The sequence below is a fragment of the Rhodococcus sp. UNC363MFTsu5.1 genome (genome assembly GCF_000686785.1).
Taxonomy (GTDB): Bacteria; Actinomycetota; Actinomycetes; order Mycobacteriales; family Mycobacteriaceae; genus Rhodococcus_G; species Rhodococcus_G maanshanensis.
Window position 1 is genome coordinate 34,857 of the sequence record NZ_JMLO01000020.1, and the last position, 24,686, is coordinate 59,542.

Below are 24,686 nucleotides of genomic sequence, written 5' to 3' on the forward strand. Positions count from 1 at the left end.
AGGGGTCAGTCCCGGTCGTGGTGGCACACGGCCTCGAGGAGGAATCCGTGCGGATCGGTCCAGAAGGTGGCGAAGTACGGCGGCGGGTACTCGGGGAATTCGCGTGGTGCGTGCACGATCTCGCTACCGAGCGCGGCCACGGCATCGGCGACCTCGCGAACCCGGGTGCGGGTGGGGACCACGAACGCCAAGTGCTGCAGCCCGGCGCGCTCCCGCGAGTACCCGGACGCCGGGTCCGCCGCCGGGTACAGGAACAGGTAGGTGCCGCGCTTGCCGTCGGCCGGACGGTAGGAGTGCTGGGTGACGTCGCCGAAGAACGTCTCGAACCCCAGCAACGGCAGGATCTGGTCGTAGTACGCGACCGCCCGGCCCAGGTCCGGCACGTTGATGCCCAGGTGTCCGATCATCGCCGCCCCCTCCGCGTCGGCCTCACCATAGCCGTCAACACGGAGGATCGTCCGCTACCGGGCGCTCATGCCATGGACCGGTGTTGCGTGGATGCCGGTGCCGTATTCGTGCCGAAGTCCGCTGTGCGCGATGAATTCACCGGCGTGTGGCAGCACCGGGTGCGAGCCGACCTTGTCGACCGCCATCCGCCGGATGGCCCGGTTGAGCCTGCTCGAGGCCCTCGTGACCGCCGCCCAGTCCCAGGCGGCGGGGTCGCCCAGTTCGGGCAACGTTCCGGCCCACGCGGCGGCACGCTTGGCGCTGTTGTGATTGGTGTGGCTCCAGCGCAGCTCCTCGGCCCACGGTCCGCCGTACCGGAGCTGTATCAATCCCCAGCCTTCGCAGGTGTATCGGAAGGTGGCCCCGCCACCGGCGTCAGGAAGAAGGTCGATCCGACTGGCCAAGGGTTCCGGCCCCGACCCCGCGACGAACAGTGCCAGCGACCGACCCCGTCGGCTGTCGGGGACGTCGGCGGCGGCCGTGAACTCCCGTAGCTCGGCACCGGGCTCCGAATCGGACTCGAAGACGCGAAACAGTTCCAGGTCGAAGACCGTCTGGACGACCGCGGACCAGTCCTCGTCGACGGCGTAGAAGTCAAGGTTCGGCACCCGCTCACTATGTCAGCAGGAAGGCCGAACCCGATGCCCGTAATCCGTTGGGTGTGAACCGTCCGGTGGCTCAGGTTGTTGGCTGTTCTCCGTCTCAGGCGGCGCTCTGGAAGATCCCGGGGGGCTCGCAGGGATTCGGCACCACTTGATCCCGCCGATCCTGGAGGTCCTGGTTGCGTTCGATCCGGTCTCGCTCCCGGTCCTGTTGCCACGTGTCGTCGTCATCCATGTCCCGATCGTCGAAGGGCGAGCTGCTGTTCTGGATCTCGGGGCACGGGACCGGGTCCTGTGCGGCCACCGTCGTTCCAGCCCGATCGTCACCGTAGCCACCGAAGAGCACCGCGCCTGCGGCAAGGAATCCGAACATCCAGGTGATCGCGAGTTTCACTGCCTCGTCCTTCCTGCGAGGGAAGGAGGGGTCGACGCGATGTGGGCACAGCGTTTTCCCGGCGACAATGCCGATTGTCGTCGCCCCGCCTTCCGGCAGGCGTTCGTCATGCTCGCGACCTGGCGGTGCCATCGGTCTGTGCGATCGCCCGCTCGCCCACCGGAAGTGGTGGCCGTGGACATGGCGCGCCTCGAATAAACCGTGTCTCTATGTAACGACGGGGCGGCCGTTGTAATTCCCGGCGGCGGGGCGATCCCGGTAGGCACGACGTCGATCTCATGCCTGCGAGCGCCCGCGACGGGCGATCCGGACCGGGTTCGCCTCGGGACGGACTCTCGCGCGGGAAGAGGTCTTGCCTGTTACGGTCGGTGCGGCGGGGGTCGATGTCGACGGTTGTGGATGCGCGTACGCCTGTGGGGGGCAAGTTGATCAGTCGGATTGCAATTGCGGCCGCGTGCGCCTGCACGTTGGTGCTCGGGAATGCGGACGCCTCCGGCGCGGCACCCGTTGGCGTGACCGTCCTTCCGCCGCCGTCCGGTCAATCCCCGGTGGGAACGACCGTGCTGCATCTCGTCGATGAGTCGCGGCAGGATCCGTTCCAACCCGACCGGCCGCGTGAGTTGATGGTGTCGGTGTTCTATCCGGCGGCCGACGTCGGCACGCACCCGCGCGCGCACTACGCGTCCACCGAGTTTGTTCCGGGCCTGGAAAAGCGTCTGGGAGTCGAATTTCCAGGCCTGCTGACCAATTCGTATACGGAAACGCCGGCACTGACCGACTCCGCGCATCCCGTGATTCTGTACTCACCCGGCGGCGGGGTCTCGCGCCTGCTCGGGACCGGCCAGGCCGAGGATCTGGCCAGTCGAGGCTATGTGGTGGTCACCATCGACCACACCTACGAGGCCCCCGCCGTGGAATTCCCCGGCGGGAGGGTCGCCTCGGCCGCGCCCGTCGATGGGGGCATCGGCAAGGACATCCGGCAGAAGTTCATGGCCGTCAGGCTGCTCGACACGCGGTTCGTCCTCGACTCACTGACCCAGTTGGCAGGCGGAGCGAACCCAGACGCCGACCACCGTGAGCTGCCAGCCGGTCTCGATCGCGCGATCGACCTGGATCACGTCGGGATGGTCGGCCACTCATCCGGCGGGTACACCGCGGTCGAGGCGATGCACGGTGACCGCCGCATCGACGCCGCAGTCGATCTCGACGGTCAGATCGGTGTCGACGAGCAGTTCGGACGCGCCGTCACCGAGGGGGTGGACCGTCCAGTTCTGGTCATGACGAGCCAGCAGATCGAAGAGGTCGGGGACGCCAAGCCGTCGCTGGATGCGTTCTGGCAGCACGCCGCGGGCTGGAAGCGTGAAGTGACGATGCGGGATTCAGCGCATTACGACTTCACCGACATGCCCGTGCTGGTGCCTGCGGCGGTACAGCCGGCCGCCGCGCGCTACATCGGGCCCATGTCGGCCCAGCGCTCGACGGCCCTCGTCCACACGTATGTCGCGGCCATGTTCGACAAGTTCCTGCGGAACCGGCCGGGCACGGTGCTCGACCAGCCGCCAACGGATCCTGAGATCGTCGTGCTTCGCTGACTCGCCGCGAAAGCTGGTATTCCAGTTCGGGCCTACAGCTTCGAGGACCGCAGCTCGTGGCCCTTCGACGTCTTGCAGCGCCCGGTCTCGAGGTCCCACTGCCAGCCGTGCAGGTTGCAGGTGAGGTTGGTGCCCTCGACGACGCCGAACTTGGACAGGTCCGCCTTGAGGTGCGGGCAACGCCGCTGGATCTCGTAGCCGCCCACCTCGATCGACGCGGAGTCGTCGTGCGCCTCGGAGAACCAGCCGTCGGCGTATGCGATCCGCTCGTCCGTCAGGCACTTGAAGAAGGTGTAGAGGAACTCGTTGTAGCCGCCGACCCGCCACGCCTGGAACCGGGTGGACAGGAAGATGGTGTTCACCCAGTCGGGCTCGTCGTCGCGCAGGACCGTGCGCACCAGCTCGGGTGCGATGCGGAAGCCGTACCGGTACTTGCCCTCGCCCTCGATCGGCTCGCGCACCGTGCGGTTCGGGAAGTCGAGGACGACCGTCTCCTCGCCCATCACCAGGCCGACCGGGTAGCCGATGCCGTCGCAGATCAGATCGGACTGGGCCATGATCGGCTCGAACTTCGCCCGCAGCGGTCCGAGGAGCGGCTCGCCCTCGGCCGGCGCCCACGACGCCTTCTCCGCCGCGAGGACCGGAGCCATCCGCTGGGCCATGTCCTCGATGTAGGCGGCCTTGTCGCTGAAGATCTTGTCGACCTCGGCGTCCGGGATCGGATGCGTCAGGGCGGCCTCAGACCCGTGGATGTCCACCGTCGAGCCCGGGATCATCAGCAGGCCACCGTCGTTGCCGTGGATGCGCATCTGCTCCAGGAACACGATCTGGTCCGGGAAGATGTTGCCCTCGTCGCCGCAATCGTCGTTGAGGTAGCGCAGCTCCTCGTCCAGGAACACCGGAGGACCGGCAGAGGGCACCACCCAGGTGGCCCCGACCTGCTCGATGTAGCTGCGGCAGCGGTCCATGCCGCGCTGGCGCTTCTGCTTGCCGAAGTTGGCCTTGGTGCGCGTCGGGATGTCGTAGACCATCGGGTACCAGATCGCGCCCGAGTACTGCAGCAGGTGGATGTCGATCTTGCCGAACTGCTCGTGCAGCACGTCCATGTCGACCGGGCGCGCGTCGTTCATGTTGAAGCAGGTGGTCTCGCCGTCGGCGATGACAAGGCCGGAGTCGCCGATCGGGCCGTCCGCGGGGGCGCGCAGCGCGATGATCATGACGTCCAGGTCACCCTTGGGGCCGGTCACGGTGTGCTTGACCGAGTCCTGGGTCTCGAAGAACTTGGTGAAGCCCAGCTTCTCCAGCTCGCGCTTGAGGTCCGGCACCGGGTAATCCGGCAGCAGCACCGTCGCGTCCTTGTTGACGTGCTTGCTGAGCGTCTCCGGGTCGAAGTGGTCCTTGTGCAGGTGCGAGACGTAGAGGTAGTCGCAGTTGCCGAGGGCATCCCAGTCGAGACCGGTGTTGTCCGGGAACGGGAACCACGATGCGAAGTAGGCGGGGTTCACCCAGGGGTCGCACAGGATCGATCCGGCCTTGGTCTGGATGTGGAATCCGGCGTGTCCGACGCTGGTGACCTGCACTGGTAGTCCTCCTGGGGGTTTACGACGGCTCCAGGGTAGGCGGCCGAGAGGCCGCGCGGCACCTCGCGTGGCGTCGGCCACTCCAGAAAGGGACCAAGGTCCTTCCGTCGGCGATCGCGTGCGGCGCGTCCGTACGGTGGATGCGGTGAATGCCCGGAACAGTTCTCGCCACCCGGTCCGTCACCCCCGCGCGGCGGATCGACCGTCCGGGCGACACCGTGCACGGCAACAACGACGTGGCGGGCGGGCCCGGCTGTTGTCGGCCTCGCTGTCCGCGATGGTGCTCGGTGGCGTCGGCCTCGGTTGGGCGGCGCAATCCCATCTGACCTCGGGGCTGCAGGTCTCGGACGCGCTCGACGCGCTCGCGGGGGACGGCCCGAAATCCCGGCACGGCGACGCGAACATCCTGTTGATCGGGCTGGACAGCCGCAAGGCGATGGACGGCAGCGACCTGCCCGCGCAGTTCGTCACCGACGAGCTGCACGCGGGGGACAGCGGCGTCGGCGGCTACAACACGAACACCCTGATCCTGCTCCACGTCCCCGGCGACGGCAGCCGGGCGACCGCGGCGGCGATCCCGCGCGATGACTACGTGAGCGTCCCCGGGTACGGGATGCGCAAGATCAAGGAGGCCTACGGCCTCGCCAAGGCCGACGAGGACAGCCGGCTCGCCGAGGCGGGTGTCGACGATGCCGAGCGGGAACGGCAGGCGCGTGACGCGGGTCGCCGCTCGACGCTCGCGACGGTGCAGAACCTGCTGCAGGTGCCCATCGACCACTTCGCCGAGGTGAACATGCTCGGCTTCTACCACCTGGCGCAGGCGGTCGGTCCCGTCAAGGTTTGCCTGAACAATGCCGTGCAGGACGACTTCTCCGGGGCTCACTTCAAGGCCGGTGTGCAGTCCCTCGACCCGGCGCAGGCGCTGGCGTTCGTGCGCCAGCGGCACGGTCTCGACAACGGGGATCTGGACCGCACGCACCGCCAGCAGGCGTTCATCGCCGGGGTGATCGCCAACCTCAAGAGCAGCGGCGTGATCGGCAATATCGGCAAGATGCAGGCGCTGGTCGACGTGGTCAAGAAGGACATCGTCATCGATTCCGGGATGGACCCGGTGTCCTTCGCCTCGCAGGCCGACAATCTGACCTCCGGCAACCTGGACTTCTTCACGCTGCCGATCGAGGAATACGCCACGATCGACGGGCAGTCCGTGAACCGGGTCGACCCGGACCGGCTGCGGGCGGAGATCGCGGCGCTGTTCGGAAGCGGCCGGTCCGCGGTCGTGCAGGGCGGCAGGCAGGCGCCGAGTCTGCCCGACCGTGACGAGCCCGCGCGGGGCGCGGCGCCGGACGCGGGCGTGCGCGCCTTCGCGGGCGACGTGCCCTCCTCGGGCCCGCAGGGCGGGGCCGTGCGGGCGGACGACGGCATCCCCTGTGTCGACTGACCCGACCCGGGTGTGTCGACTGACCGACCGGGTGTGGGGAGTTCGCCCCGCTCTCGTCGTGGTGGGCCGGATCACGGCGGTCGGGCTACGCTGGCCGACGTGGAACCCGTCTACAGAACGATCATCGGCGTCGCCCGCGTGGTGTTCGCCGCCGAGGGATTGAAGTTCACCGTCAAGGGTGACGAGCACATCCCGGCCACGGGTGGGGCGGTCATCGCCGTCAACCACACCGGGTACATGGACTTCACCTACGCCGGTTTGCCCGTGCGCACCGTGAAGCGCTACATCCGGTTCATGGCGAAGAAGGAGGTCTTCGACAACAAGATCTCCGGACCGATCATGCGTGCGCTCCGGCACATCCCGGTCGACCGCGCCGCGGGCGCCGAATCCTACCGGGCGGCCGTCGACGACCTGCGCGGCGGGGAACTGGTCGGCGTGTACCCGGAGGCGACGATCAGTCGTAGCTTCGAGCTCAAGGAGTTCAAGTCCGGCGCCGCGCGGATGGCCATCGAGGCCGGAGTGCCGATCATCCCGATCGTGATCTGGGGCGCTCAGCGGGTCTGGACCAAGGGGCACCCGAAGCGGTTGGGGCGCACCAACACTCCGATCTCCATCGCGGTCGGCGAGCCGATCCAGCCGTTCGAACCGGCCAGTGAGCTGACCGCGAAACTGCACGCGACGATGGAGTCGATGCTGCACGAGCTGCAACAGGGCTACGAGCACCCGGCGGGCGCCTACTGGGTCCCCGCGCGCCTCGGCGGCGGCGCCCCCACGCTCGAGGAGGCCAACCGGATGGATGCCGAAGAGGCCGAGGCGAAGGCGGCACGTCGGGCGCAGCGATGAGGCGTCGGCTACTGCGCGTCGCGGGTGCGGTCGTCGCCGTTCCCGCGGTGCTGCTGCTGGGCTCGATGGCGTGGGTGGCGGTTGCATCGGCCGGGCACGTGTACGACCCGGAGGACGCCCCTGAGGCCCCGGTGGTGATCGTGCTCGGCGCCAAGGTCAAGGATGGGAAGCCGATGTCCTTCCTCGCCGGTCGCCTCGACGTCGGCGCGCAGATGGTGCGCGAGGGCAAGGCCCGCGCGGTGCTGGTCTCCGGCGACGCGAACGGCACATCCGGGGACGAGATCGCCGCGATGACCGACTACCTGGTCGCCAAGGGCATCGATCGGACGCTGATCGTCGGCGACGGATACGGCCTGGACACCTACGACACCTGTGCCCGCGCCGCGACGACCTTCGGCGTGCGCAAGGCCCTCATCGTCAGCCAGGGGAATCACGTCGCCAGGGCGGTGGCGCTGTGCCGGGATGCCGGTATCGATGCCGACGGCGTCAAGGGCGACTGCGACTGCCGCTTCATCACCGTGGCCAGGAACACCGTCCGCGAGTGGCTGGCCAGCCCGAAGGCGGTCGCGGACATGCTCAGCAGCCGGGACCCGAAGGTCGTCTCGGATCCCGACGACTCGCTCGAGCGGGCACTGGCCGGCTGACCGCGCCGGGGCCCAGACGACGAGAGGCCGGCTCCCCGAGGGGGAGCCGGCCTCCGTTGTCAGGTCAGGACCCGAAGATGGACCCGATCGAGCCGAGGTCGACGGAGCCGGCGCCCGGGTCAACCGGGTCAGGGCCGCCCGGGTCGACGGGCCCGCCCGCGCCGACCGTGATGGTCGCGAGGGCCTGGCCGCCCGCGTTCACCGGCACGTCGTTGGCGGGCCGGGTGCCGTCCTTCGGGGTGCAGAAGGTCGGAGCGTTCTGGTTCGAGCCGAGCGCGAACGCCCGCGCGAGGAAGGTGTCGTAGTTCTTCTCGCTGTTGTAGTTCGCGGCGTCGCCCGAGACACGCACCGTCGGGGTGACCACGCCCTCGGCGACGGCCTTGACGGTGACCTCGACGGCTGGCAGCTGGAACTTGGTGGAACCGTCGGCGGTCGGATTGCCGTCCATGTCGGTCTTCGTCTTCTCCACCGCGATGCCGCCCGGGGTGTTCAGGCTGGACTTCGGGCCGTTGCCGACGGTCTCGTTGTCGCCGGACAGCCGCAGGATCGTGCCAGCCGCATCGGGCTCGCCCGCGTCGTTGACGCGGATGACCGAGGGCGCGACGCCGGTCAGGCCCTTGCCGGTGCCCGCAACGACCGTGGCGCCGACGAACTCGGTGTTCGCCGGGAGCTCCCAGTCGATCTTGAGGCGCTGGATGTCGGTGGTGGTGGCGATGGACTCCTTGTCGGGCAGGGAGCTCACCGTCGGCTGCAGGCGGTAGCTGAACTGCTCGCCGACCTTCACGGCGGCCGGGGCTTCGATCGTCATGCCCAGCGGCTGCGACATGTGCTGGGTGAGGATCGCCCTCGCCTGGCAGGCACCCTTGAACTCGATCGAGGTGGGCGCGGCGGACGCGGGGGACGCCATCAGCAGGCTGCCTGCAGCCATTGCCGCGGCAGCGACCACGGGGACCGCACCCCGGCGAACGTGCGTGAAGGACATGTAATGCTCCTTACTGGGTCAATAGTTAGTTGCACAGAAGTAAAGAGATTCTGTGACCTGGACCATAGAGGAGAACTTGTTCGCGTAGGTACCGAATCGTTGAAACCGCAATCGGCCCAGCGTGGTGAGGGGTCTCGGCGCCGTGGAGCCGCTTTCGATGGAACGCGTTGCACCTGATCGACCCGGTCTCGTCCGCGTGACCGCCGCGGTCAGTGCGGTCGGTGGTTCCGGCATGATGGGTTCGGTGCAGGACAACCGACACACCAAACCCCTGCTGATCGCGAGCGACGTCGACGGCACCCTGATCGACGACGACGAGAAGGTCAGCCCCCGGACCAGGGCCGTCGTCCAGGCGGCGGTGGCCGACGGGACGCCCTTCGTGCTGTCCACCGGGCGCCCGCCGCGGTGGATCGCGCCGGTGGTCGACGAGCTCGGGTTCGCGCCGCTCGCCGTCTGTGCGAACGGTGCGGTGGTCTACGACAGCGACGCGGACAGGGTGCTCAGTGCCGTCACGCTGTCCACCGACGAGCTGGGCTGGCTGGCCGATCTGGCGATGGGGGCCCTGCCCGGCTGCGGCCTCGCCGCGGAGCGCGTCGGGGCCAGCGCGCACGACGCGGCCACCCCACAGTTCGTCAGCTCGCCGGGTTACGAGCACGCCTGGCTGAACCCGGACAACACCGAGATGTCCGGGGACGAGGTGCTGGCCCATCCCGCGGTGAAGCTGCTGATCCGGCTGCCCGGCACCCGCAGCGCCGCGATGGCCGCCGCCCTCGCCCCGCTGATCGGCGACCGTGCGGACCTGACCTATTCGACCGACAACGGCCTGATCGAGGTCTCAGCCCCCGGGATCACCAAGGCGTCCGGGCTCACGGTGGTCGCCGAGCAGCTGGGCATCCCGGTGTCCGGCATCGTGGCGTTCGGCGACATGCCCAACGACGTGCCGATGCTCACCCTGGCCCGGCACGGGGTTGCCATGGAGAACGCGCACCTCGACGCGATCACGGCGGCCGACGAGGTGACGACCTCGAACTCGGCGGACGGCGTGGCGCGCGTCCTCGAGCGCTGGTGGGGCTAGCGGCAGGCTGCTGAGCGAGGCGTGCGGGTGGTGCCGGCGCTCCGGCGACCTCACTCGAGGTAGCGCAACACGGCGAGTACCCGCCGGTGGTGGCCGTCCGACGGCGGCAGGTCCAGCTTGGTGAAGATGTTGCCGATGTGTTTTTCCACGGCCCGCTCGGTCACCTGCAACGAGGCGGCAAGGGCGGCGTTGGACAACCCCTGCGCCATCAGCCCGAGTACCTCGCGCTCGCGTGGGGTGAGGGCATCGAGGGCCTTGGCCTTGCGACTCGAGCCGATCAGCTGGGTCACCACCTCCGGGTCGAGCGCGGTTCCGCCCGCCGCCACCCGCTGCAGCGCATCCACGAACTCGCCGACGTCGGCGACCCGGTCCTTGAGCAGGTAGCCGACGCCGACGGCCCTTCCGGCGAGAAGCTCGGCGGCATAACGTGTCTCGACCCATTGCGAGAACACCAGCACCCCGACATCGGGGAACCTGCGGCGCAGGGCCACCGCCTCGACCAGGCCCTCATCGGTGAAAGTCGGCGGCATCCGGATGTCGACCACCGCGACATCCGGCAGGTGTTCGGCGACGGCCTGCCCCAGCGATGGCGCGTCACCGACGATGGCGACGACCTCGTGGCCACGTTCGATCAGCAACTGCGCCAGTCCATCCCGGAGGATGGCGTTGTCCTCGGCGATCACGATCCGCATCAGTGTGTCCCGTCGACCGGCAACGAAAGGGTCACCACGGTCGGGCCCCCGGCCGGGCTGTCCACGTGCAGTGATCCGTCCACGGTACCGGCCCTGGCAGCCAGCCCGGCGAGCCCGCTGCCTGCACCGATCACCGCCCCGCCGATGCCGTTGTCCCGCACCGACACCGACAGTCCATCACGGTCGGACGTTGCGGACACCCAGGCCCGGGTCGCCCCGGAATGCCTCGCGACGTTGGTGAGCAGTTCGGCAACGGAGAAGTAGGCGATGGTCTCGGTGCCCGGAGTCGGCCGCGGATCCACCGACACCGCCAGGTCGACAGGCACGGCGCTGCGGGCGGCCAGCGTCTGCAGCGCCGGCGCAAGGCCGAGGTCGAGGGCGGGCGGATGGATGCCGCGCACCACCTCCCGTAGCTCGGTCAGGGCGTCCTTCGCCGCGGTGTGCGCGCTGTGCACCAGGTCGGAGGGGTCCTCGCCCGCGGCGATGCGGTCCTCCGCGCGGCCGAGGGTCATCGCCATCGCGACCAGTCGGGCCTGGGTGCCGTCGTGCAGGTCGCGTTCCACCCGGCGCAACCTCGTGGCCGAGTCCTCGACCGCCTCGGTGCGGGTGCGTTCGAGTTCCTCCACGCGGGCATCGCGAGGTGAAGGCCCGAGCAGGGCTCGGATCAGCACCCGGTCCAGCGCGGCGAGGCCGCGGATCGGCCACGGCGCCAGGAACAGACCGACGATGCCGGTCGCCGACAGCAGCAGCATCTGCGCCCAGGTGTCGAGGTACACGTCGCCGAACTGGAGAAGCGAATGCCGGGCGACGCCGTTCGAGTCGTAGTTCACGGGGTCGATCAGCCACCACAGCAGCGGCGAGATCGTAAGGCCGACTGAGACGACCGCGAACAGCAGCGCGCCCCACACGGCCGCGGCCGCGAGCAGGGTCTTGATCAGCATGAACGCGATCGCGCGCCATCCCGTTCGGTCGATGAGCCCGGACCAGATGAACCCGAGCACGCCCGGTCGAGGGGAGAACGGAGGCGGATCCTCCACCGGCGACCGGAGCATCCACGCGGAGAGGGAGCGATAGGCGTGGCCGAATCCCCTGGCCCCCACGATCATCGCGGCCAGCAGGGGGATGCCGATCAGGGTGATCACGAGGACGCCCCCGAACACGGTGCCGAGGAAGAGAAACGTGATGCCCGCGAGTGCCAGCACGGCGGTCACCGCCAGGTATCCGGTCTCCCGCCAGGTCTGCGCGGCGATCGGGGCGCGGAGGAACTCGAGGAGCGCCGGGTCGCGGGGCGTGGTCGTCGTCATGGGAACCATGTTTCCCGATGCCCGAGGAGCGTTCGAGGGTGTTGCCAGGCGATTCGGGGGTGTGGCCAGCCACACCATGGGCGCGCGGCCGCGGATACGGATCGGCCCCGCATCGGGGAAACCGATGCGGGGCCGATGTTCTCGTTCGATGCCTGCGGCTCAGCCTGCGGGGGCCGGTGCCGGTTCGGCTGCTGCAGGCGGAGCGGGAGGCGCCACGGGGGCGGGTGCCGCCTCGGCGACCGGCGCGGCGGCGGGGGTCGCGGCCGCACCCTCCTGGTAGGCCTTCGCGTAGGCGTCGTTGTAGGTCTTGAGGATCGTGGTGACGATGCCGGTGACCTCGTTGAAGATCAGCGAGCCGCCCTCGAAGTCGGTGCGCTTGCCGTCCGGCACCGTGTACTCGTCGCTGGTCGGCAGGCCGAGCGAACCGGCGTCGAGGCCGGAGGTCTGCCAGGTCTCGAAGATCTTGCCGAGCACCGTCCACACCCCACCGTTCGGGGAGGTGGCGATGGCGCCGTTGGTGAACTTCACGACCTTGTTGCCGCCCTTGACCGGGATCTCGCCGGACAGCGAGTTCCCGAGGCGCCCGGTGTCGCCGCCCTCCGCGATCCACTTCTGTGCGATGGGGGAGGGGTCGGTCAGCCGGAGCAGCTCGCCGACCAGCGCGCCGATGGCCCCCGCCGTCGAACCGGTGCCCGCCGCGGCGGCGTCCGGGGCTGCCCCGGGCGTCGCGTTGTCGGCGGGCGGGTTGTTCGGCGCCGCGGCGAGCACGCCGGACGACGAACCGCCGCCGAGGTTCGCCGCCGCGATGTCGCGGATCTGGCCGAGCTTGGCGTAGCCGGCGTCGCCAGGGCAGCTGGTGTTGCCCACGTCGCGGTGCGCGAAGATGATCGGCAGGTCAACGGCCTCGCCCTGGGCGTACGGCGTGAACTCGGTGCCCTCGGAGTACATCGTGGTGCGGCCCTTGGGATCCAGGCCCGCCTTGGCGAGTCGCCAGCCGAGGAACTTGCCGACCGCGTTGACGGTCTCCTGCGGCGGGGTCACCGTGGAGAAGTCGCCCATCATCGCGATGCCCATGGTGTTCTCGTTGAACCCGCCCGCGTGTGCGCCCTGGACGTTGCGGTCGAGACCGCCTGCGCGGCCCTCGAAGATCTGGCCGTACCTGTCGACCAGCACGTTGTAGCCGACGTCGCACCAGCCGAGCGTGGAGGCGTGGTACGCGTAGATCGCGCGGACGATCTCGACGGACTCCGACTTGGAGTAGTCGTTGCTACCCGCGGTGTGGTGCACCGTCGCACCGCCGAGGGAGTCGTCGTACACCGGCTCCTGGCAGCGGATGGACTCGTCGGCCCCCCACTGCGCGCGGGTGATCACCTTCGGGCCGGACGAACTGCCGAGGGGGGTCGCGATGTCGCCGAGGGTGCTGTCCGATGCCGAGGTGCCCGGCTCGATGAGCACGGCCGTGACCGCCTCGGCGAGCTGCTGCACGGAGTTCGCCTGCGGTGCGGCGGCCGGTTGCGGAGCCGGTGCCTGCTGAGGTGCCTCCGGTTGCGGAGCCGGTGCCTGCTGCGGTGCCTCGGGTTGCGGCGCGGGTTCCTGGCCGCGCAGCGGGGTCGACAGCGCGGCGGGCGCGAAGCCCATCGGAAGCTGCGCGGGATCGGCAGGGGCCAGCTGGTTCGGCAGCGCCGGGGCAGGGGCGCCGGGCGCCGGAGCGTCGGCGGTTCCCGACGCGGGCAGCGCCGCCGCGGCCTTCTCGACGTTGGTGACCAGCACCTGGACTGCCTTGGTGGCGCCGACGAACACCGGCTCGGTGCCCGTCTTGCCCCCGGTGGTCTTGTCGTTTTTGCGGGAGTCGATCTTCTCGGTGGTGAACCAGGGCCCCCACGAGCCGTCGGCCAGCTGGGCGCGAACCTTGGCGGCGGCGGCGCCGAGCTCCGAGGTCAGCGCGATCATGCTGAACGGGGTGTCGCGGGTGATCTCCTTGACCGCGGTGCCGAACTGCTCCTCGGGGCCGGCGGCGGGAGCCGGTGCGGGTGCGGGAGCCGGTGCCGGCGCGGGAGCCGATGCGCCGCCTGCGATGTCGCCGGGCGCGGGCGGGGTCAGCTGCGGGATCTGGATCGACGGCGGCAGCGAGATACCGGGAGGCAGCGGCAGGTTCTGCGGCAGCGGGATCTCGGTCGGGAGGTTGGCCGGGATCGGGATCTTCTTCAGGTCGGAGAGCCGGAGGTCGGGCAGGTCGAGACCGGTGATGTCCTTGAGGGGGATCACGATGTCGGGAACCTGCGCGAGGACCACCTCGGCGATCTGGGTCGGGACAGCCGACGGCGCGGAGGTGGTGGTGGTACGGACGCCGGTGGCGCTGGTGACGCCCCAGACCGCGAGCGGGCTCGCGATCGCCAAGGCGGCAACCGTGCCGAGAACGATTGACGGCTTTGGTCGGCGGTACGGCAAAGGGGACTCCCTCAGTTGTGGTTCGCGGGTGTCGGTGTCAGCAACTGGTGATACAGGTGTGACGGTTGTTGCCATCGCTAGTCACTCTTGCCACACTAGTCACAAACTTTCCAACGCTCAACCTTAACTTGAGGCTTTCGAGATCGGCACGTACGCGCCACCGCGCGTCATTCCGAATGTCGCGCGCTGACGATCAACTCCGTCGATGAGGAGATCAGGGTATGGCGAGGACCCGTAAGAAGAAGTTCGTCGTGGGACGACCGATGCGGGGCGGCTGGACACCGTTCGCGATGCGGGCCGCGATCCTGGGGCTGGCGCCCGCACTCCTGGTCGGCGGCACCATCGGCGTGGTGGTCGCGACCAGGTCGTCGGGCCCCGATGTCGCCGAGGCGGTCGCCGCCGACGCCCCGTACACGCTGACCGGCTACGGCCACGGTCACGGCCGGGGGATGGGGCAGTGGGGTGCGTACGGCTATGCCAAGCAGGGCTGGACCGCCGAACGCATCCTCGGCTATTACTACGGCGGAACCACACTCGAGGCCTTGGGGGACAAGGCGATCGGTGTCCGGCTCATGGGTCTGGACGGCAAGGGTCTCGACGTGTTCTCGGATTCGCCGATGGGGGTGGCGGGCCGGACCGTGGCGCCGGGGGAGGCCGCGCACCTGACCGCGGCCCCCGGCGGCGGCGCGACCGTCGTGGTCACCAGGGGCTGCGACGGCGAGGTGCTGTGGCAGGACTCCACCACCCACCCCTGGGTCGACCCCGTCGACCTCGGCCCCGACCGGCCGGCGAACGAACACCTGAAACTGTGCGGGGGTGGCGCGCCGTTCCGCGGCTCGCTCGGCGTCGCGCTCGAGGGCGACGCACCCCGGGTCGTCAACCACGTCGGCATGGAGGACTATCTGCTCGGCGTCGTGCCCGCGGAGTCGAGGGCCGAGTGGGCGGACACCGGCGGCGCCGAGGCGCTGCGCGCGCAGGCCGTCGCGGCCCGGTCCTACGCGGCGGCCGAGAGTCGGTACGCCTACGCCGAGACCTGCGACACGCAGGACTGCCAGGTGTACGGCGGCTCCTCCAAGGAGAATCCCAAGACCACCGAAGCCGTCCGCTCGACAACCGGCAAGGTGCTGACGAAGGAGGGCAAGCCGGTCTCGGCGGAATTCTCGGCGTCGACCGGCGGGTACAGCGCGGGTGGCGCGTTCGGGGCGGTCGAGGACCTCGGCGACAGCGAATCCCCCAACCACAAGTGGACGCAGACCGTGACCGCGGGTGAGATCGCCCATGCCTTCGGAGTCGGCGAGCTGCACTCGATCGAGGTCACCTCGCGCAACAACCTCGGCGCCGACGGCGGGCGGGTCACCGGGCTGAGGGTGGCAGGCTCGACCGGCACCAAGGAGGTGACCGGCGACGAGGCGCGCACCAAGCTGGGGCTGAAGTCCGACTGGTTCACCATCACCGAGGGCGTCGGTCCCGCCGCGCCGCCGCCCGCCTCCGCGCTGGCCGCGCCTGGCGTCGACAACGCCGACCCGACCGGGAAGGTGGAGCCGACCGACATCGAGCGCAAGTATGCGGAGCTCGGTGGGCATCTGGGCGTGCTCGGCGCGCCGGTCGGTCCGGAGTTGGCGATGCCCGACGAGGCCGGCCGGTTCCGGATGTACACGCACGGCGCCATCGTCTGGACCAAGACCACCGGCGCGCAGGTGCTCGACGCCAGCGTCCTGACGGCGAAACTGCCCGGCCTGGGGAGCTGACCCCGCTGAGCCCGGTGTCGGTGTCGGCGCGATGAGTTTTCGTCGCCTCCCGGGTCACAACATGTGAGAGTGGAAATCCACGACCCGGGAGGCAACGATGCAGATCAACCCCTCACTCTGGTTCGACGATCAGGCCGAGGAGGCCGCGAAGTACTACGTGTCGATCTTCAAGAACTCGAAGATCCTGACGGTCTCGCGGTACCCGGCGGGAGCGCCTGGCCCGGAGGGCAGCGTGATGACCGTGGACTTCGAGCTGAACGGGCAGCAGTTCAACGCGATCAACGGCGGCCCGCAGTTCACCTTCACCGAGGCGATCTCCCTGCTCGTCAACTGTGATTCGCAGGAGGAGGTCGACGAGTACTGGGACAAGCTCACCTCGGACGGCGGGCAGGAGGTGCAGTGCGGCTGGCTCAAGGACAAGTACGGACTGTCCTGGCAGATCGTGCCCCCTGGATTCGAGGAGATGATGGTCGCCGGTGACCCCGAGAAGGCGCAGCGTGCCATGCAGGCGATGCTGCAGATGAAGAAGCTGGACGTGAACGAGCTGCGGCGGGCGTACGAGGGCGGATGAATTCCGCTTGACCTCACGATGGGTTGAGGTCGAAGACTGTCGGCATGACGCACACGACCGAACTCGACGACGGCACCCTGGCCCGGCTTCCCATCGGCCAGTGGACCGATGCGGCGCACGCCGAGGTCATCTCCTTCATCCGCCGTTGGTTGGCCGCCCGTGGCCTCACCCGGGATGCCACGGGCCGGCTGCGGCTGGCCGAGCCGGGTCGGCAGGCACATGCCCTGGTCAAGGAGCAGTTGCCGGGCGTGCGCCGAGAAATCCACGCGGGTATCGACGACGCCGACTACGTCACCACGGTGAAGGTGCTCCGTCGAATGATCCTGAACGTGGGCGGGGAAGAGGCGTTGGCGCGGTATCCGATCTGACGGCCAGTGATTGACAAAGTTGCTTATGTGTCTCACTCTCGACACATGACTACGACTATGTCCGGCCAGGCCGCCTACGTTCCGCCCTCTGCAGAGACCTGGCGCGACCCCTGGGGCATGTACGCAGACCTGCGCGAACACGACCCGGTCCACCACGTGGTGCCCGTGGAGTCGCCCGCGGACGACTACTGGGTGCTGACCCGGCACGCCGACGTCTACGCGGCCGCCCGCGACCACGAGACGTTCTCCTCCGCGGACGGCCTGACCACGAGCTACGGCGAGCTCGACAAGATCGGGCTCAGGGACAACCCGCCCCTGGTGATGCTCGATCCGCCGACGCACACCGAGTTCCGCCGCCTCGTCGCCCGCGGGTTCACGCCCCGTCAGGTCGAGGCCGTGGAGCCGGCGGTCCGCGAGTTCGTCGTCGAGCGCATCGAGGGGTTGCGCTCGGCGGGCGGCGGCGACATCGTCACCGAGCTGTTCAAGCCGCTGCCGAGCATGGTGGTGGCGCACTACCTTGGTGTTCCAGAGGAGGATCGCGGGCAGTTCGACGGCTGGACCGAGGCGATCGTCGCCGCCAACGCCAACGGTGACCCGCTCGAGGCGGCGACCGCGGTCGGCGACCTGATGGGCTACTTCGGCGGGCTGATCGAACGGCGCAAGGCCGACGTCGCCGCGGGCAAGGAAGCCGACGACACCATCTCGCACCTCGTCGCCGCCGGCATCGCCGCCGACGGGGACTTCGCGGGCGTGCTGTCCATCCTGGGCTTCGCGTTCACGATGGTCACCGGTGGCAACGACACCACGACCGGCATGCTCGGCGGCTCCTCCGCGCTGCTCACCCAGCGCCGCGACCAGCGCGCGCTGCTGCTGGAGGATCCGTCCCGCATCCCCGATGCCGTGGACGAGCTGCTCCGCCTCACCTCTCCGGTTCAGGGGCTGGCCCGCACGACCACCCGCGACGTCACGATCGAGGGCGTCACCATCCCCGCGGGCCGCAAGACGCTGCTGGTCTACGGGTCCGCGAACCGCGATCCGAGGGCGTACGGCGCGAACTCCGAGGAACTCGACGTGCTGCGGGCGCCCCGCCAGATCATGACCTTCAGCCACGGAAGCCACCACTGCCTCGGCGCCGCGGCCGCGCGCATGCAGGCCCGCGTCGCGCTCGAGGAGCTGCTGGCCCGTTGCCCCGACTTCGAGGTCGACGTCGACGGCATCGAGTACGCGGCCGGTAACTACGTCCGGCGGCCGACGCACGTACCGTTCCGGCCATGAGTTCCGGAACCTGGCTGCGCGACGAACGCACCGATCTCGCGGCGGAGCGCATCCTCGATGCGGCCGCGGAGCTGTTCGTCGAGCGTGGCGTCGCGACGACCGGGATGGCCGAGGTCGCCAAGGCCGCCGGGTGCTCGCGTGCGACCCTCTATCGCTACTTCGAGAACCGTCGCGCGCTGCACCTGGCGTTCGTGCACCGGGAGGCGCGGCGGCTCGGCGAGCGGGTGACCGGCCTGGTGGCCGGCATCGAGGATCCCCGCGAGCGGATCACCGCGGCCATCCTCGCCTCGGTACGCGAGGTGCGTGCGACGCCGACGCTGGCCGCCTGGTTCGGGCTCGGCGACGCGGGCATCGCCTCCGAGCTGGCCGGCACCTCGGAGGTGATCGAGGTGCTCGGCGCGAGCTTCCTCGCCGACGCATGGGGCGGCGACGACCGCGAGATCTCCAGTCGGGCAAGGTGGTTGGTGCGGGTCATCGTCTCGCTGCTGACCGTCCCCGGCGCCGATGACGCCGACGAGCGGGCGATGATCGAGCAGTTCGTCATCCCGGTACTGATGGCGCCCGCGCACCGGGGCTGACCGGCTCAGATCTGGACGGTGTCCACGATCTGCCCGATGCCGTAGGTGACGAGCATCGCGAGCGCGCCGCCGAGCACCACCCGCACCACGGCCTTCCCGCGTGGTGACCCGCCGAGCCGGGCGCTGACGCTGCCGGTCAGCGCGAGCGCGACCAGCACCGCGACGAACGTGATCGGCACGCGCGAGGTTGCGGGCGGGACGAGGATCGCGATCAGCGGCAGCAGGGCGCCGAGGGTGAAGGAGATGGCCGAGGAGATCGCGGCCTGCCACGGATTGGTCAGCTCGTGGGGGTCGATGCCCAGTTCCGCGTCGGCGTGTGCGGCGAACGCGTCGTGCGCGGTCAGCTCCTCCGCCACGGTGCGCGCCGTTGCGGGGGTCAGGCCCTTCGCCTCGTACAGGGACGCGAGCTCGTCGAGTTCGGCGTCGGGCAGCTCGGCGAGCTCGCGGCGTTCCTTGGCCAGCAGCGACCGCTCGGAGTCACGCTGGGTGCTGACCGAGACGTACTCGCCGAGCGCCATGGACACCGCGCCCGCCGCCAACCCGGCGATGCCCGCGGTGAGGATCGGGCCGCGGGCGGTGCTCGCCGCGGCGACGCCAACGACGAGGCCGGCGGTGGAGACGATGCCGTCGTTGGCGCCGAGGACGCCCGCACGCAGCCAGTTCAGCTTGGCGGAGAACCCCTGGGCGTGCGGCTCCGACGGATGCGGTGCCGGGAGCTGATCCGGATCGGAACTCATACACGGAACGCTATCGGCATCAAGGTGACTCGGCCAGCAATGCAAGGCTCGCCGAAGTCGCGCCGCCGTATCCTCGGGCGCGTGAGCGTCGAACCGGAACCGTGGGCGGATGCCGGGGCCGTCCACGCCGACCTGCTGGCAGCGAAGGCGCGGCTGTACGACCCGTGTGGGCTCGCCTGCTCGGCGCCGGTTCCCGAGCTCGAGGGTGCCGCCTACGGCGCGTACGAGCTCACCGTCGACGGCCGTCCGATCCGCTTTCGGGTCGCCAAGACGACACCGAAGAAGGCCGGCCAGTTCGTCACCCTGTGGACGCGGTCGGCGCAGGGCCCCATCGCGCCCTTCGGCGTCGACGACGCGGTCGAGTTGTTCGTCGTCAGCGCCCGCGACGGTGATCGCTTCGGGCAGTTCGTCTTCCCGAAGCGGGTCCTCGCCGATCGGGGCGTGCTCTCGCGAGACGGTGCGGGCGGGAAGCGGGCGATCCGCGTGTACCCACCGTGGGCGACGACCACCAGCCGACAGGCCCGCGGCACGCAGGCGTGGCAGCTGGACCATTTCCTGCCGATCGCGGGCGCGGGCATCGACACCGACCGTGCCCTTGCGCTCTATCGGGCTCAGGGGTCGCGCGGGTAGGCGCCTGTGCCGAGGGTCGGCTCAGTCGTGGAGAGTGACGCCGGGCAGTGGGCGGCCGGTGGCGTCGAACAACGCTGCTCCACAATCGCAGCCCTCGTCGGCCAGGGTCTCGGTCGCAGGCAGTTCCCAGACCAGCATCTGCGAGCAGCCCGGGCAGTTCAGGCTGACCAGGGTCTCCTCTGGTTCCGAGCCCCAGGCCCGCACCGGGAGGCCCTCGTGCATCAATCCGGTCAGCTCACCCTCACCGTTCAGCGCGACCAGGACCTCGTAGGTGTCGGTGCCGTTGTCCCACACCGCGAGCGTGCAGCCGAGATCTGCCAGCACAGCGGACAGGTGATCGAGCTGGCGAACCGGGAAATCACCGCGGCGCAGCGTCGGGTCGGCCTCGGCCGCCCGGTAGACGACGTCGGTGTCGACGTCCGTCGGCTCTGCCCCGAAGGCCCGCACCCGACCGGCCACGAATGCCGCCAGCTGGCCCGGCTGCTCCTCGCCGGTCCAGTCCATCCCGAACATCACGCTCTCGACCCGGACCCCACTGGCCCGTTCGCCGGTGGTCAGGACCAGCGCTTCCAGCTCCGTCACGGCGATCACGCTATCAACTGCCTGGCACGCCTTGACATTGACGCAGCGTCAACATTCATCCTTGTCTTGTCGGATCGCACCGACACCGACGAGAGGAACCCCTGGATGGCAGGCGAATGGTCGATCCAGGACCTGGCCAAGGCGGCCGGGACCACCAGTCGAACGCTGCGTCACTACGGCGAGCGGGGGCTGCTGGAACCGAGTCGGATCGGCGCCAACGGATACCGGTACTACGACCAGGACGCCCTCGTGCGGCTGCAGCGGATCCTGCTGCTGCGCGAACTCGGCCTCGGCCTCCCGGCCATCGCCGAGGTCATCGGCGGCGAGCGGGACACCGCGGCCGCGCTGCGCACCCATCTCGCCCTGCTCGAACAGGAGCTCGGCCGGGTGCGACGGCAGATCGAGTCGGTGCGGACGACATTGCGGAAGACGGAAGGAGGTGAACAACTGATGGCAGAGGAAGTTTTCGACGGCTTCGACCACACACGGCACAAGGACGAGGTGATCGAACGCTGGGGCGAGCAGGCCTACGAGTCCGGCGACCGCTGGTGGCGCGGCCAGACCGACGAGCAGCGTCGGGCCTGGCAGGCGGCACTGGCACGGCTCAACTCCGACTGGATCGACGCCACGGAGTCGGGCACGGCGCCCGACGGCGAGCGGGCACAGGAGCTGGCCCGTCGCCACGTCGAGTGGCTCGGCGGCATCCCCGGCACGCCCGGGCACGGCGCCGCTCCGGTCAAGGAGTACATCCTGGGTCTGGGCGAGATGTACGTCGCGGACGAGCGCTTCGCCGCCAACTACGGCGGAACGCGCGGCGCGGCCTTCGTCCGGGACGCGTTGACGGTGTACGTAGAGCGCAACCTGTAGGTGGCGACGGCGTGAACTCCGGCTGCAGACGGAGTTCACCCCGGCGAGACGGCCGCCGGATCGTCTGTGACGTACCACCCGGCAGCCCCGGGTTGGCCGGGACCTCCACGCCAGGTCCGATACCCTGGTTGCCCGTGACCTCTGTAACCCAAGGCCCCGCCACCTCTGGCCAGTACGACCTGATCATCGTCGGTTCGGGTTTCTTCGGACTGACCATCGCCGAGCGCGCGGCGACCGAGCTGGGTAAGCGGGTCCTCGTGCTGGACCGTCGCCACCACCTCGGCGGCAACGCCTACTCGGAGGCCGAGCCGGAGACCGGCATCGAGGTGCACATGTACGGCGCGCACCTGTTCCACACCTCGAACAAGCGGGTCTGGGACTACGTCACCCGGTTCACCGAGTTCACCGGCTACCAGCACCGCGTCTTCGCGATGCACAACGGGCAGGCCTACCAGTTCCCGATGGGGCTTGGCCTGGTCTCGCAGTTCTTCGGGAAGTACTTCAGCCCGGACGAGGCTCGCGCGTTGATCGCCGAGCAGGCATCGGAGTTCGACAGCAAAGACGCGAAGAACTTCGAGGAGAAGGCGATCTCCCTGATCGGGCGCCCCCTCTACGAGGCATTTATGAAGGCATACACGGCCAAGCAGTGGCAGACGGACCCGAAGAACCTGCCCGCGGGCAACATCACCCGGCTGCCGGTCCGCTACACCTTCGACAACCGCTACTTCAACGACACCTACGAGGGCCTGCCGGTCGACGGTTACACCGCGTGGCTCGAGAACATGGCCAAGGACGAGAAGATCGAGGTCCGGCTGAACACCGACTGGTTCGACGTGCGGGACGAGCTGCGGGCCGCGAGCCCCGACGCCCCCATCGTCTACACCGGTCCGCTGGATCGCTACTTCGACTATTCCGAGGGCGAGCTGGGCTGGCGCACCCTCGATTTCGAGACCGAGGTGCTGCCGACCGGTGACTTCCAGGGCACCCCGGTGATGAACTACAACGATGCGGACGTGCCGTTCACCCGCATCCACGAGTTCCGGCACTTCCACCCCGAGCGCGAGTACCCGGCGGACAAGACCGTCATCATGCGCGAGTTCTCCCGCTTCGCGGAGAGCGAGGACGAGCCGTACTACCCGATCAACACCCCCGAGGACCGCGAGAAGCTCGAGGCCTACCGGGCGCGGGCCAAGGCGGAGACCGCGCAGAACAAGGTGTTGTTCGGCGGGCGCCTCGGCACCTACCAGTACCTGGACATGCACATGGCCATCGCGAGCGCGCTCAGCATGTTCGACAACACCCTGCGGCCGCACCTGGAGTCCGGTGCGCCGCTCGGCAACGGGAACGACGCATGAGCCCCCGGCACCTGATGGAGCAGGACACGCCCTTCAGCGAGGACGTCGAACCGCTCGGCAAGGCGTTGCTGCAGCGGGTCATCCTGCCCCGGCCGGGCGAGCCCCTCGACGTGCGCACCCTCTACCTGGAGGAGGCGGCCACCAACGCCAGGCGCGCGCACGCGACCTCGCGGACCTCGCTGTCGATCGGTGCCGAGTCCGAGGCCTCGTTCTGCACCTACTTCAACGCCTTCCCGGCCAGCTACTGGCGCCGCTGGTCGATCCTGACCTCCGTCGTACTGCGCCTGGAGCTGTCCGGTCACGGCCGGGTCGACGTGTACCGCTCGAAGGCCGACTCCTCCCGAATCCACGTGGAGGGCAGGGAGTTCCAGGACGGCGACGTCGCGCTTGAGTTCGAGGTGGAGCTGGCCCCGTTCGAGGACGGCGGCTGGATCTGGTTCGACATCACCTCCGACACCGAGGTGGTGCTCGAGAGCGCAGGCTGGTACGCCCCGATCGAGGCGCCAGGCGTGGCGAGCGTCGCGGTCGGCATCCCGACCTTCAACCGGCCGACGGACTGCGTGAAGGCGCTCACCGCCCTCGGCTCCGATCCGCTGGTGATGGACGTGGTCAAGGCCGTCATCATCCCGGACCAGGGCACCCGCAAGGTCCGCGACGAGCCGGGCTTCACCGAGGCCGCCGCGGCGCTCGGGGACCGGCTCGCGATGCACGACCAGGCGAATCTCGGCGGCTCCGGCGGCTACAGCCGGATCATGTACGAGGCGCTCAAGACCACCGACTGCCAGCAGATCCTGTTCATGGACGACGACATCGAGATCGAGCCGGACTCGATCCTGCGTGCGCTGGCGCTGTCCCGGTTCGCCAAGTCCCCGACCCTGGTCGGCGGCCAGATGCTGAACCTGCAGGAGCGCAGCCACCTGCACTCGATGGGCGAGGTGGTCAACCGCGGCATCTTCATGTGGTCGGCCGCCCCGAACGTCGAGTACGACCACGACTTCTCGCAGTACCCGCTCAAGGACCGGGAGAACTCGAAGCTGCTGCACCGCCGCATCGACGTCGACTTCAACGGCTGGTGGATGTGCATGATCCCGCGCCAGGTCGCGGAGGAGATCGGCCAGCCGCTGCCGCTGTTCATCAAGTGGGACGACGTCGAGTACGGCCTGCGGGCCCGCGAGGCCGGCTACCCGACGGTGACCATGCCGGGCGCGGCCATCTGGCACATGGCCTGGTCCGACAAGGACGACGCCATCGACTGGCAGGCGTACTTCCACCTGCGCAACCGCCTGGTGGTGGCCGCGCTGCACATGCCGGGCAACGGCAGGGGCCTGGTCGTCAACACGGTCAAGGCCACCCTCAAGCACCTGCTCTGCCTCGAGTACTCCACCGTCGCGATCCAGAACAAGGCCATCGCCGATTTCCTGCAGGGGCCGGAGCACATCTTCGAACTGCTGCCAACCGCGCTCGGCGACGTCCGGGCGATGCGGGAGGACTTCCCGGACGCCGTCGTGCTGCCGTCGTCCACCTCGCTGCCGCTGCCCTCGGGCGCCGAGGTCGGGGCGGTCGGCGAGCCGACCAACCCGCTCGCGAAGCTCGTCCGCCTCGGCAAGGGCCTGGTGCACAACGTCCGGCCCGCGCACGAGCAGCACCACGAGCGACCGCAGCTCAACGTGCCAACCCTCGACGCCCGTTGGTTCCTGCTCTCCCAGGTGGACGGCGTCACCGTCACCACAGCGGACGGCCGCGGCGTGGTCTACCGCAAGCGGGACCCGCGTCAGGCCTGGGGCCTGCTGAAGGAGGCCATGCGGCTGCGCCGCGAGCTGGCCACCCGGTTCCCCGAGCTCAAGCGCGTCTACGCCGACGCGGTTCCGTCGTTGACCAGCAAGGAGAGGTGGGAGAGTGTCTTTCATTACCCGGCGTAGGCCAGAGGGTGC

Annotated in this window: 24 protein-coding genes; 14 read left to right on the forward strand and 10 right to left on the reverse strand. The window is 69.4% G+C overall.

What is annotated here, in order from left to right; translation table 11 throughout:
• Positions 1-5 precede the first annotated feature (5 nt).
• From BR31_RS0116565 to BR31_RS0116575, 3 genes are all read right to left on the reverse strand, one after another.
• Positions 6-407: a VOC family protein gene (locus tag BR31_RS0116565; RefSeq protein WP_027501949.1), complete on the reverse strand. Its 402-nt coding sequence runs from the start codon at positions 405-407 to the stop codon at positions 6-8.
• 54 nt (positions 408-461) lie between these two features.
• Positions 462-1,055 carry a hypothetical protein gene (locus BR31_RS28970; protein ID WP_051637494.1) on the reverse strand — a complete coding sequence of 198 codons (594 nt, stop codon included), beginning with the start codon at positions 1,053-1,055 and terminating at the stop codon, positions 462-464.
• 94 nt (positions 1,056-1,149) lie between these two features.
• Positions 1,150-1,575 carry a hypothetical protein gene (locus tag BR31_RS0116575; RefSeq protein ID WP_156042518.1) on the reverse strand — a complete coding sequence of 142 codons (426 nt, stop codon included), beginning with the start codon at positions 1,573-1,575 and terminating at the stop codon, positions 1,150-1,152.
• Positions 1,576-1,826: 251 nt separating this feature from the next.
• On the opposite strand from BR31_RS0116575, the gene BR31_RS28975 reads away from it, so the two are divergent.
• Positions 1,827-3,035, forward strand: a complete 1,209-nt coding sequence (locus BR31_RS28975; protein WP_197023636.1) for an alpha/beta hydrolase family protein — start codon at positions 1,827-1,829, stop codon at positions 3,033-3,035.
• 32 nt (positions 3,036-3,067) lie between these two features.
• Here the strand turns inward: BR31_RS28975 and BR31_RS0116585 are convergent, their stop codons facing one another.
• Entirely contained in the window at positions 3,068-4,615 is a 1,548-nt protein-coding gene (locus BR31_RS0116585; RefSeq protein ID WP_027501951.1) for an MBL fold metallo-hydrolase, read from the reverse strand.
• 256 nt (positions 4,616-4,871) lie between these two features.
• On the opposite strand from BR31_RS0116585, the gene BR31_RS28980 reads away from it, so the two are divergent.
• The 3 genes from BR31_RS28980 to BR31_RS0116600 all read left to right on the forward strand — a co-directional run bounded on the left by BR31_RS28980 (position 4,872) and on the right by BR31_RS0116600 (position 7,543).
• On the forward strand, positions 4,872-6,056 hold the full coding sequence (locus tag BR31_RS28980; RefSeq protein ID WP_231496520.1) for an LCP family protein: 1,185 nt from the start codon (positions 4,872-4,874) through the stop codon (positions 6,054-6,056).
• A gap of 99 nt (positions 6,057-6,155) precedes the next feature.
• Entirely contained in the window at positions 6,156-6,899 is a 744-nt protein-coding gene (locus BR31_RS0116595; RefSeq protein WP_027501952.1) for a lysophospholipid acyltransferase family protein, read from the forward strand.
• Between the two features lie 65 nt (positions 6,900-6,964).
• Entirely contained in the window at positions 6,965-7,543 is a 579-nt protein-coding gene (locus BR31_RS0116600; protein ID WP_442970218.1) for a SanA/YdcF family protein, read from the forward strand.
• Between the two features lie 64 nt (positions 7,544-7,607).
• On the opposite strand, the gene BR31_RS28985 is transcribed toward BR31_RS0116600, so the two are convergent.
• The gene (locus BR31_RS28985) at positions 7,608-8,525 is read right to left on the reverse strand and encodes a hypothetical protein (RefSeq protein ID WP_051637497.1); all 918 of its coding nucleotides are present in this window, start codon (positions 8,523-8,525) and stop codon (positions 7,608-7,610) included.
• A 235-nt stretch (positions 8,526-8,760) separates the two neighbouring features.
• On the opposite strand from BR31_RS28985, the gene BR31_RS0116610 reads away from it, so the two are divergent.
• A complete protein-coding gene (locus BR31_RS0116610) occupies positions 8,761-9,600 on the forward strand; it encodes a Cof-type HAD-IIB family hydrolase (protein WP_037176975.1) in 840 nt (279 codons plus the stop codon).
• 50 nt (positions 9,601-9,650) lie between these two features.
• Here the strand turns inward: BR31_RS0116610 and BR31_RS0116615 are convergent, their stop codons facing one another.
• The 3 genes from BR31_RS0116615 to BR31_RS0116625 all read right to left on the reverse strand — a co-directional run bounded on the left by BR31_RS0116615 (position 9,651) and on the right by BR31_RS0116625 (position 14,044).
• Positions 9,651-10,292, reverse strand: coding sequence for a LuxR C-terminal-related transcriptional regulator (locus BR31_RS0116615; protein ID WP_037176952.1), 642 nt, complete (start codon positions 10,290-10,292; stop codon positions 9,651-9,653).
• Positions 10,292-11,596 carry a sensor histidine kinase gene (locus tag BR31_RS0116620; protein ID WP_027501956.1) on the reverse strand — a complete coding sequence of 435 codons (1,305 nt, stop codon included), beginning with the start codon at positions 11,594-11,596 and terminating at the stop codon, positions 10,292-10,294. The genes BR31_RS0116615 and BR31_RS0116620 overlap by 1 nt, the downstream gene beginning before the upstream one ends.
• Positions 11,597-11,755: 159 nt before the next feature.
• Positions 11,756-14,044, reverse strand: a complete 2,289-nt coding sequence (locus BR31_RS0116625) for an N-acetylmuramoyl-L-alanine amidase (protein WP_027501957.1) — start codon at positions 14,042-14,044, stop codon at positions 11,756-11,758.
• 221 nt (positions 14,045-14,265) lie between these two features.
• On the opposite strand from BR31_RS0116625, the gene BR31_RS0116630 reads away from it, so the two are divergent.
• From BR31_RS0116630 to BR31_RS0116650, 5 genes are all read left to right on the forward strand, one after another.
• Positions 14,266-15,792 carry a SpoIID/LytB domain-containing protein gene (locus BR31_RS0116630; protein ID WP_027501958.1) on the forward strand — a complete coding sequence of 509 codons (1,527 nt, stop codon included), beginning with the start codon at positions 14,266-14,268 and terminating at the stop codon, positions 15,790-15,792.
• Between the two features lie 97 nt (positions 15,793-15,889).
• Positions 15,890-16,363 carry a VOC family protein gene (locus tag BR31_RS0116635; RefSeq protein ID WP_027501959.1) on the forward strand — a complete coding sequence of 158 codons (474 nt, stop codon included), beginning with the start codon at positions 15,890-15,892 and terminating at the stop codon, positions 16,361-16,363.
• A 44-nt stretch (positions 16,364-16,407) separates the two neighbouring features.
• Positions 16,408-16,731, forward strand: a complete 324-nt coding sequence (locus BR31_RS28990) for a hypothetical protein (RefSeq protein WP_027501960.1) — start codon at positions 16,408-16,410, stop codon at positions 16,729-16,731.
• A 45-nt stretch (positions 16,732-16,776) separates the two neighbouring features.
• A complete protein-coding gene (locus BR31_RS0116645; RefSeq protein ID WP_027501961.1) occupies positions 16,777-18,006 on the forward strand; it encodes a cytochrome P450 in 1,230 nt (409 codons plus the stop codon).
• Positions 18,003-18,584: a TetR/AcrR family transcriptional regulator gene (locus BR31_RS0116650; protein WP_027501962.1), complete on the forward strand. Its 582-nt coding sequence runs from the start codon at positions 18,003-18,005 to the stop codon at positions 18,582-18,584. The genes BR31_RS0116645 and BR31_RS0116650 overlap by 4 nt, the downstream gene beginning before the upstream one ends.
• A 5-nt stretch (positions 18,585-18,589) precedes the next feature.
• Here BR31_RS0116650 and BR31_RS0116655 read toward each other — a convergent pair whose 3' ends face one another.
• Positions 18,590-19,321 (reverse strand): VIT1/CCC1 transporter family protein, encoded by a 732-nt coding sequence (locus BR31_RS0116655; protein WP_027501963.1) that lies wholly within the window; start codon positions 19,319-19,321, stop codon positions 18,590-18,592.
• A gap of 81 nt (positions 19,322-19,402) precedes the next feature.
• Between BR31_RS0116655 and BR31_RS0116660 the strand changes: the two genes are divergently transcribed.
• Positions 19,403-19,951, forward strand: a complete 549-nt coding sequence (locus BR31_RS0116660; RefSeq protein WP_037176954.1) for a MepB family protein — start codon at positions 19,403-19,405, stop codon at positions 19,949-19,951.
• A 21-nt stretch (positions 19,952-19,972) separates the two neighbouring features.
• On the opposite strand, the gene BR31_RS0116665 is transcribed toward BR31_RS0116660, so the two are convergent.
• A complete protein-coding gene (locus BR31_RS0116665; protein ID WP_197023637.1) occupies positions 19,973-20,533 on the reverse strand; it encodes a hypothetical protein in 561 nt (186 codons plus the stop codon).
• A 105-nt stretch (positions 20,534-20,638) separates the two neighbouring features.
• On the opposite strand from BR31_RS0116665, the gene BR31_RS0116670 reads away from it, so the two are divergent.
• The 3 genes from BR31_RS0116670 (at position 20,639) to BR31_RS0116680 (ending at position 24,674) form a co-directional block, all read left to right on the forward strand.
• The gene (locus tag BR31_RS0116670; RefSeq protein ID WP_027501966.1) at positions 20,639-21,400 is read left to right on the forward strand and encodes a MerR family transcriptional regulator; all 762 of its coding nucleotides are present in this window, start codon (positions 20,639-20,641) and stop codon (positions 21,398-21,400) included.
• 134 nt (positions 21,401-21,534) lie between these two features.
• Complete coding sequence (glf, locus tag BR31_RS0116675) at positions 21,535-22,755, forward strand: UDP-galactopyranose mutase (protein ID WP_027501967.1); 1,221 nt, start codon at positions 21,535-21,537, stop codon at positions 22,753-22,755.
• Positions 22,752-24,674, forward strand: coding sequence for a glycosyltransferase (locus tag BR31_RS0116680; protein WP_027501968.1), 1,923 nt, complete (start codon positions 22,752-22,754; stop codon positions 24,672-24,674). Before glf ends, BR31_RS0116680 begins: the two co-directional genes overlap by 4 nt.
• Positions 24,675-24,686: the final 12 nt, after the last annotated feature.

What these genes read in the sequence shown, in the direction of transcription:
- BR31_RS0116565 (WP_027501949.1), bottom strand. Translation starts at nt 407, where the DNA reads ATGATCGGACACCTGGGCATCAACGTGCCGGACCTGGGCCGGGCGGTC.
- BR31_RS0116575 (WP_156042518.1), bottom strand. Translation starts at nt 1,575, where the DNA reads ATGGCACCGCCAGGTCGCGAGCATGACGAACGCCTGCCGGAAGGCGGG.
- BR31_RS28975 (WP_197023636.1), top strand. Translation starts at nt 1,827, where the DNA reads ATGTCGACGGTTGTGGATGCGCGTACGCCTGTGGGGGGCAAGTTGATC.
- BR31_RS0116600 (WP_442970218.1), top strand. Translation starts at nt 6,965, where the DNA reads ATGGCGTGGGTGGCGGTTGCATCGGCCGGGCACGTGTACGACCCGGAG.
- BR31_RS28985 (WP_051637497.1), bottom strand. Translation starts at nt 8,525, where the DNA reads ATGTCCTTCACGCACGTTCGCCGGGGTGCGGTCCCCGTGGTCGCTGCC.
- BR31_RS0116610 (WP_037176975.1), top strand. Translation starts at nt 8,761, where the DNA reads ATGGGTTCGGTGCAGGACAACCGACACACCAAACCCCTGCTGATCGCG.
- BR31_RS0116615 (WP_037176952.1), bottom strand. Translation starts at nt 10,292, where the DNA reads ATGCGGATCGTGATCGCCGAGGACAACGCCATCCTCCGGGATGGACTG.
- BR31_RS0116620 (WP_027501956.1), bottom strand. Translation starts at nt 11,596, where the DNA reads ATGACGACGACCACGCCCCGCGACCCGGCGCTCCTCGAGTTCCTCCGC.
- BR31_RS0116630 (WP_027501958.1), top strand. Translation starts at nt 14,266, where the DNA reads ATGGCGAGGACCCGTAAGAAGAAGTTCGTCGTGGGACGACCGATGCGG.
- BR31_RS0116635 (WP_027501959.1), top strand. Translation starts at nt 15,890, where the DNA reads ATGCAGATCAACCCCTCACTCTGGTTCGACGATCAGGCCGAGGAGGCC.
- BR31_RS28990 (WP_027501960.1), top strand. Translation starts at nt 16,408, where the DNA reads ATGACGCACACGACCGAACTCGACGACGGCACCCTGGCCCGGCTTCCC.
- BR31_RS0116645 (WP_027501961.1), top strand. Translation starts at nt 16,777, where the DNA reads ATGACTACGACTATGTCCGGCCAGGCCGCCTACGTTCCGCCCTCTGCA.
- BR31_RS0116650 (WP_027501962.1), top strand. Translation starts at nt 18,003, where the DNA reads ATGAGTTCCGGAACCTGGCTGCGCGACGAACGCACCGATCTCGCGGCG.
- BR31_RS0116655 (WP_027501963.1), bottom strand. Translation starts at nt 19,321, where the DNA reads ATGAGTTCCGATCCGGATCAGCTCCCGGCACCGCATCCGTCGGAGCCG.
- BR31_RS0116670 (WP_027501966.1), top strand. Translation starts at nt 20,639, where the DNA reads ATGGCAGGCGAATGGTCGATCCAGGACCTGGCCAAGGCGGCCGGGACC.
- BR31_RS0116680 (WP_027501968.1), top strand. Translation starts at nt 22,752, where the DNA reads ATGAGCCCCCGGCACCTGATGGAGCAGGACACGCCCTTCAGCGAGGAC.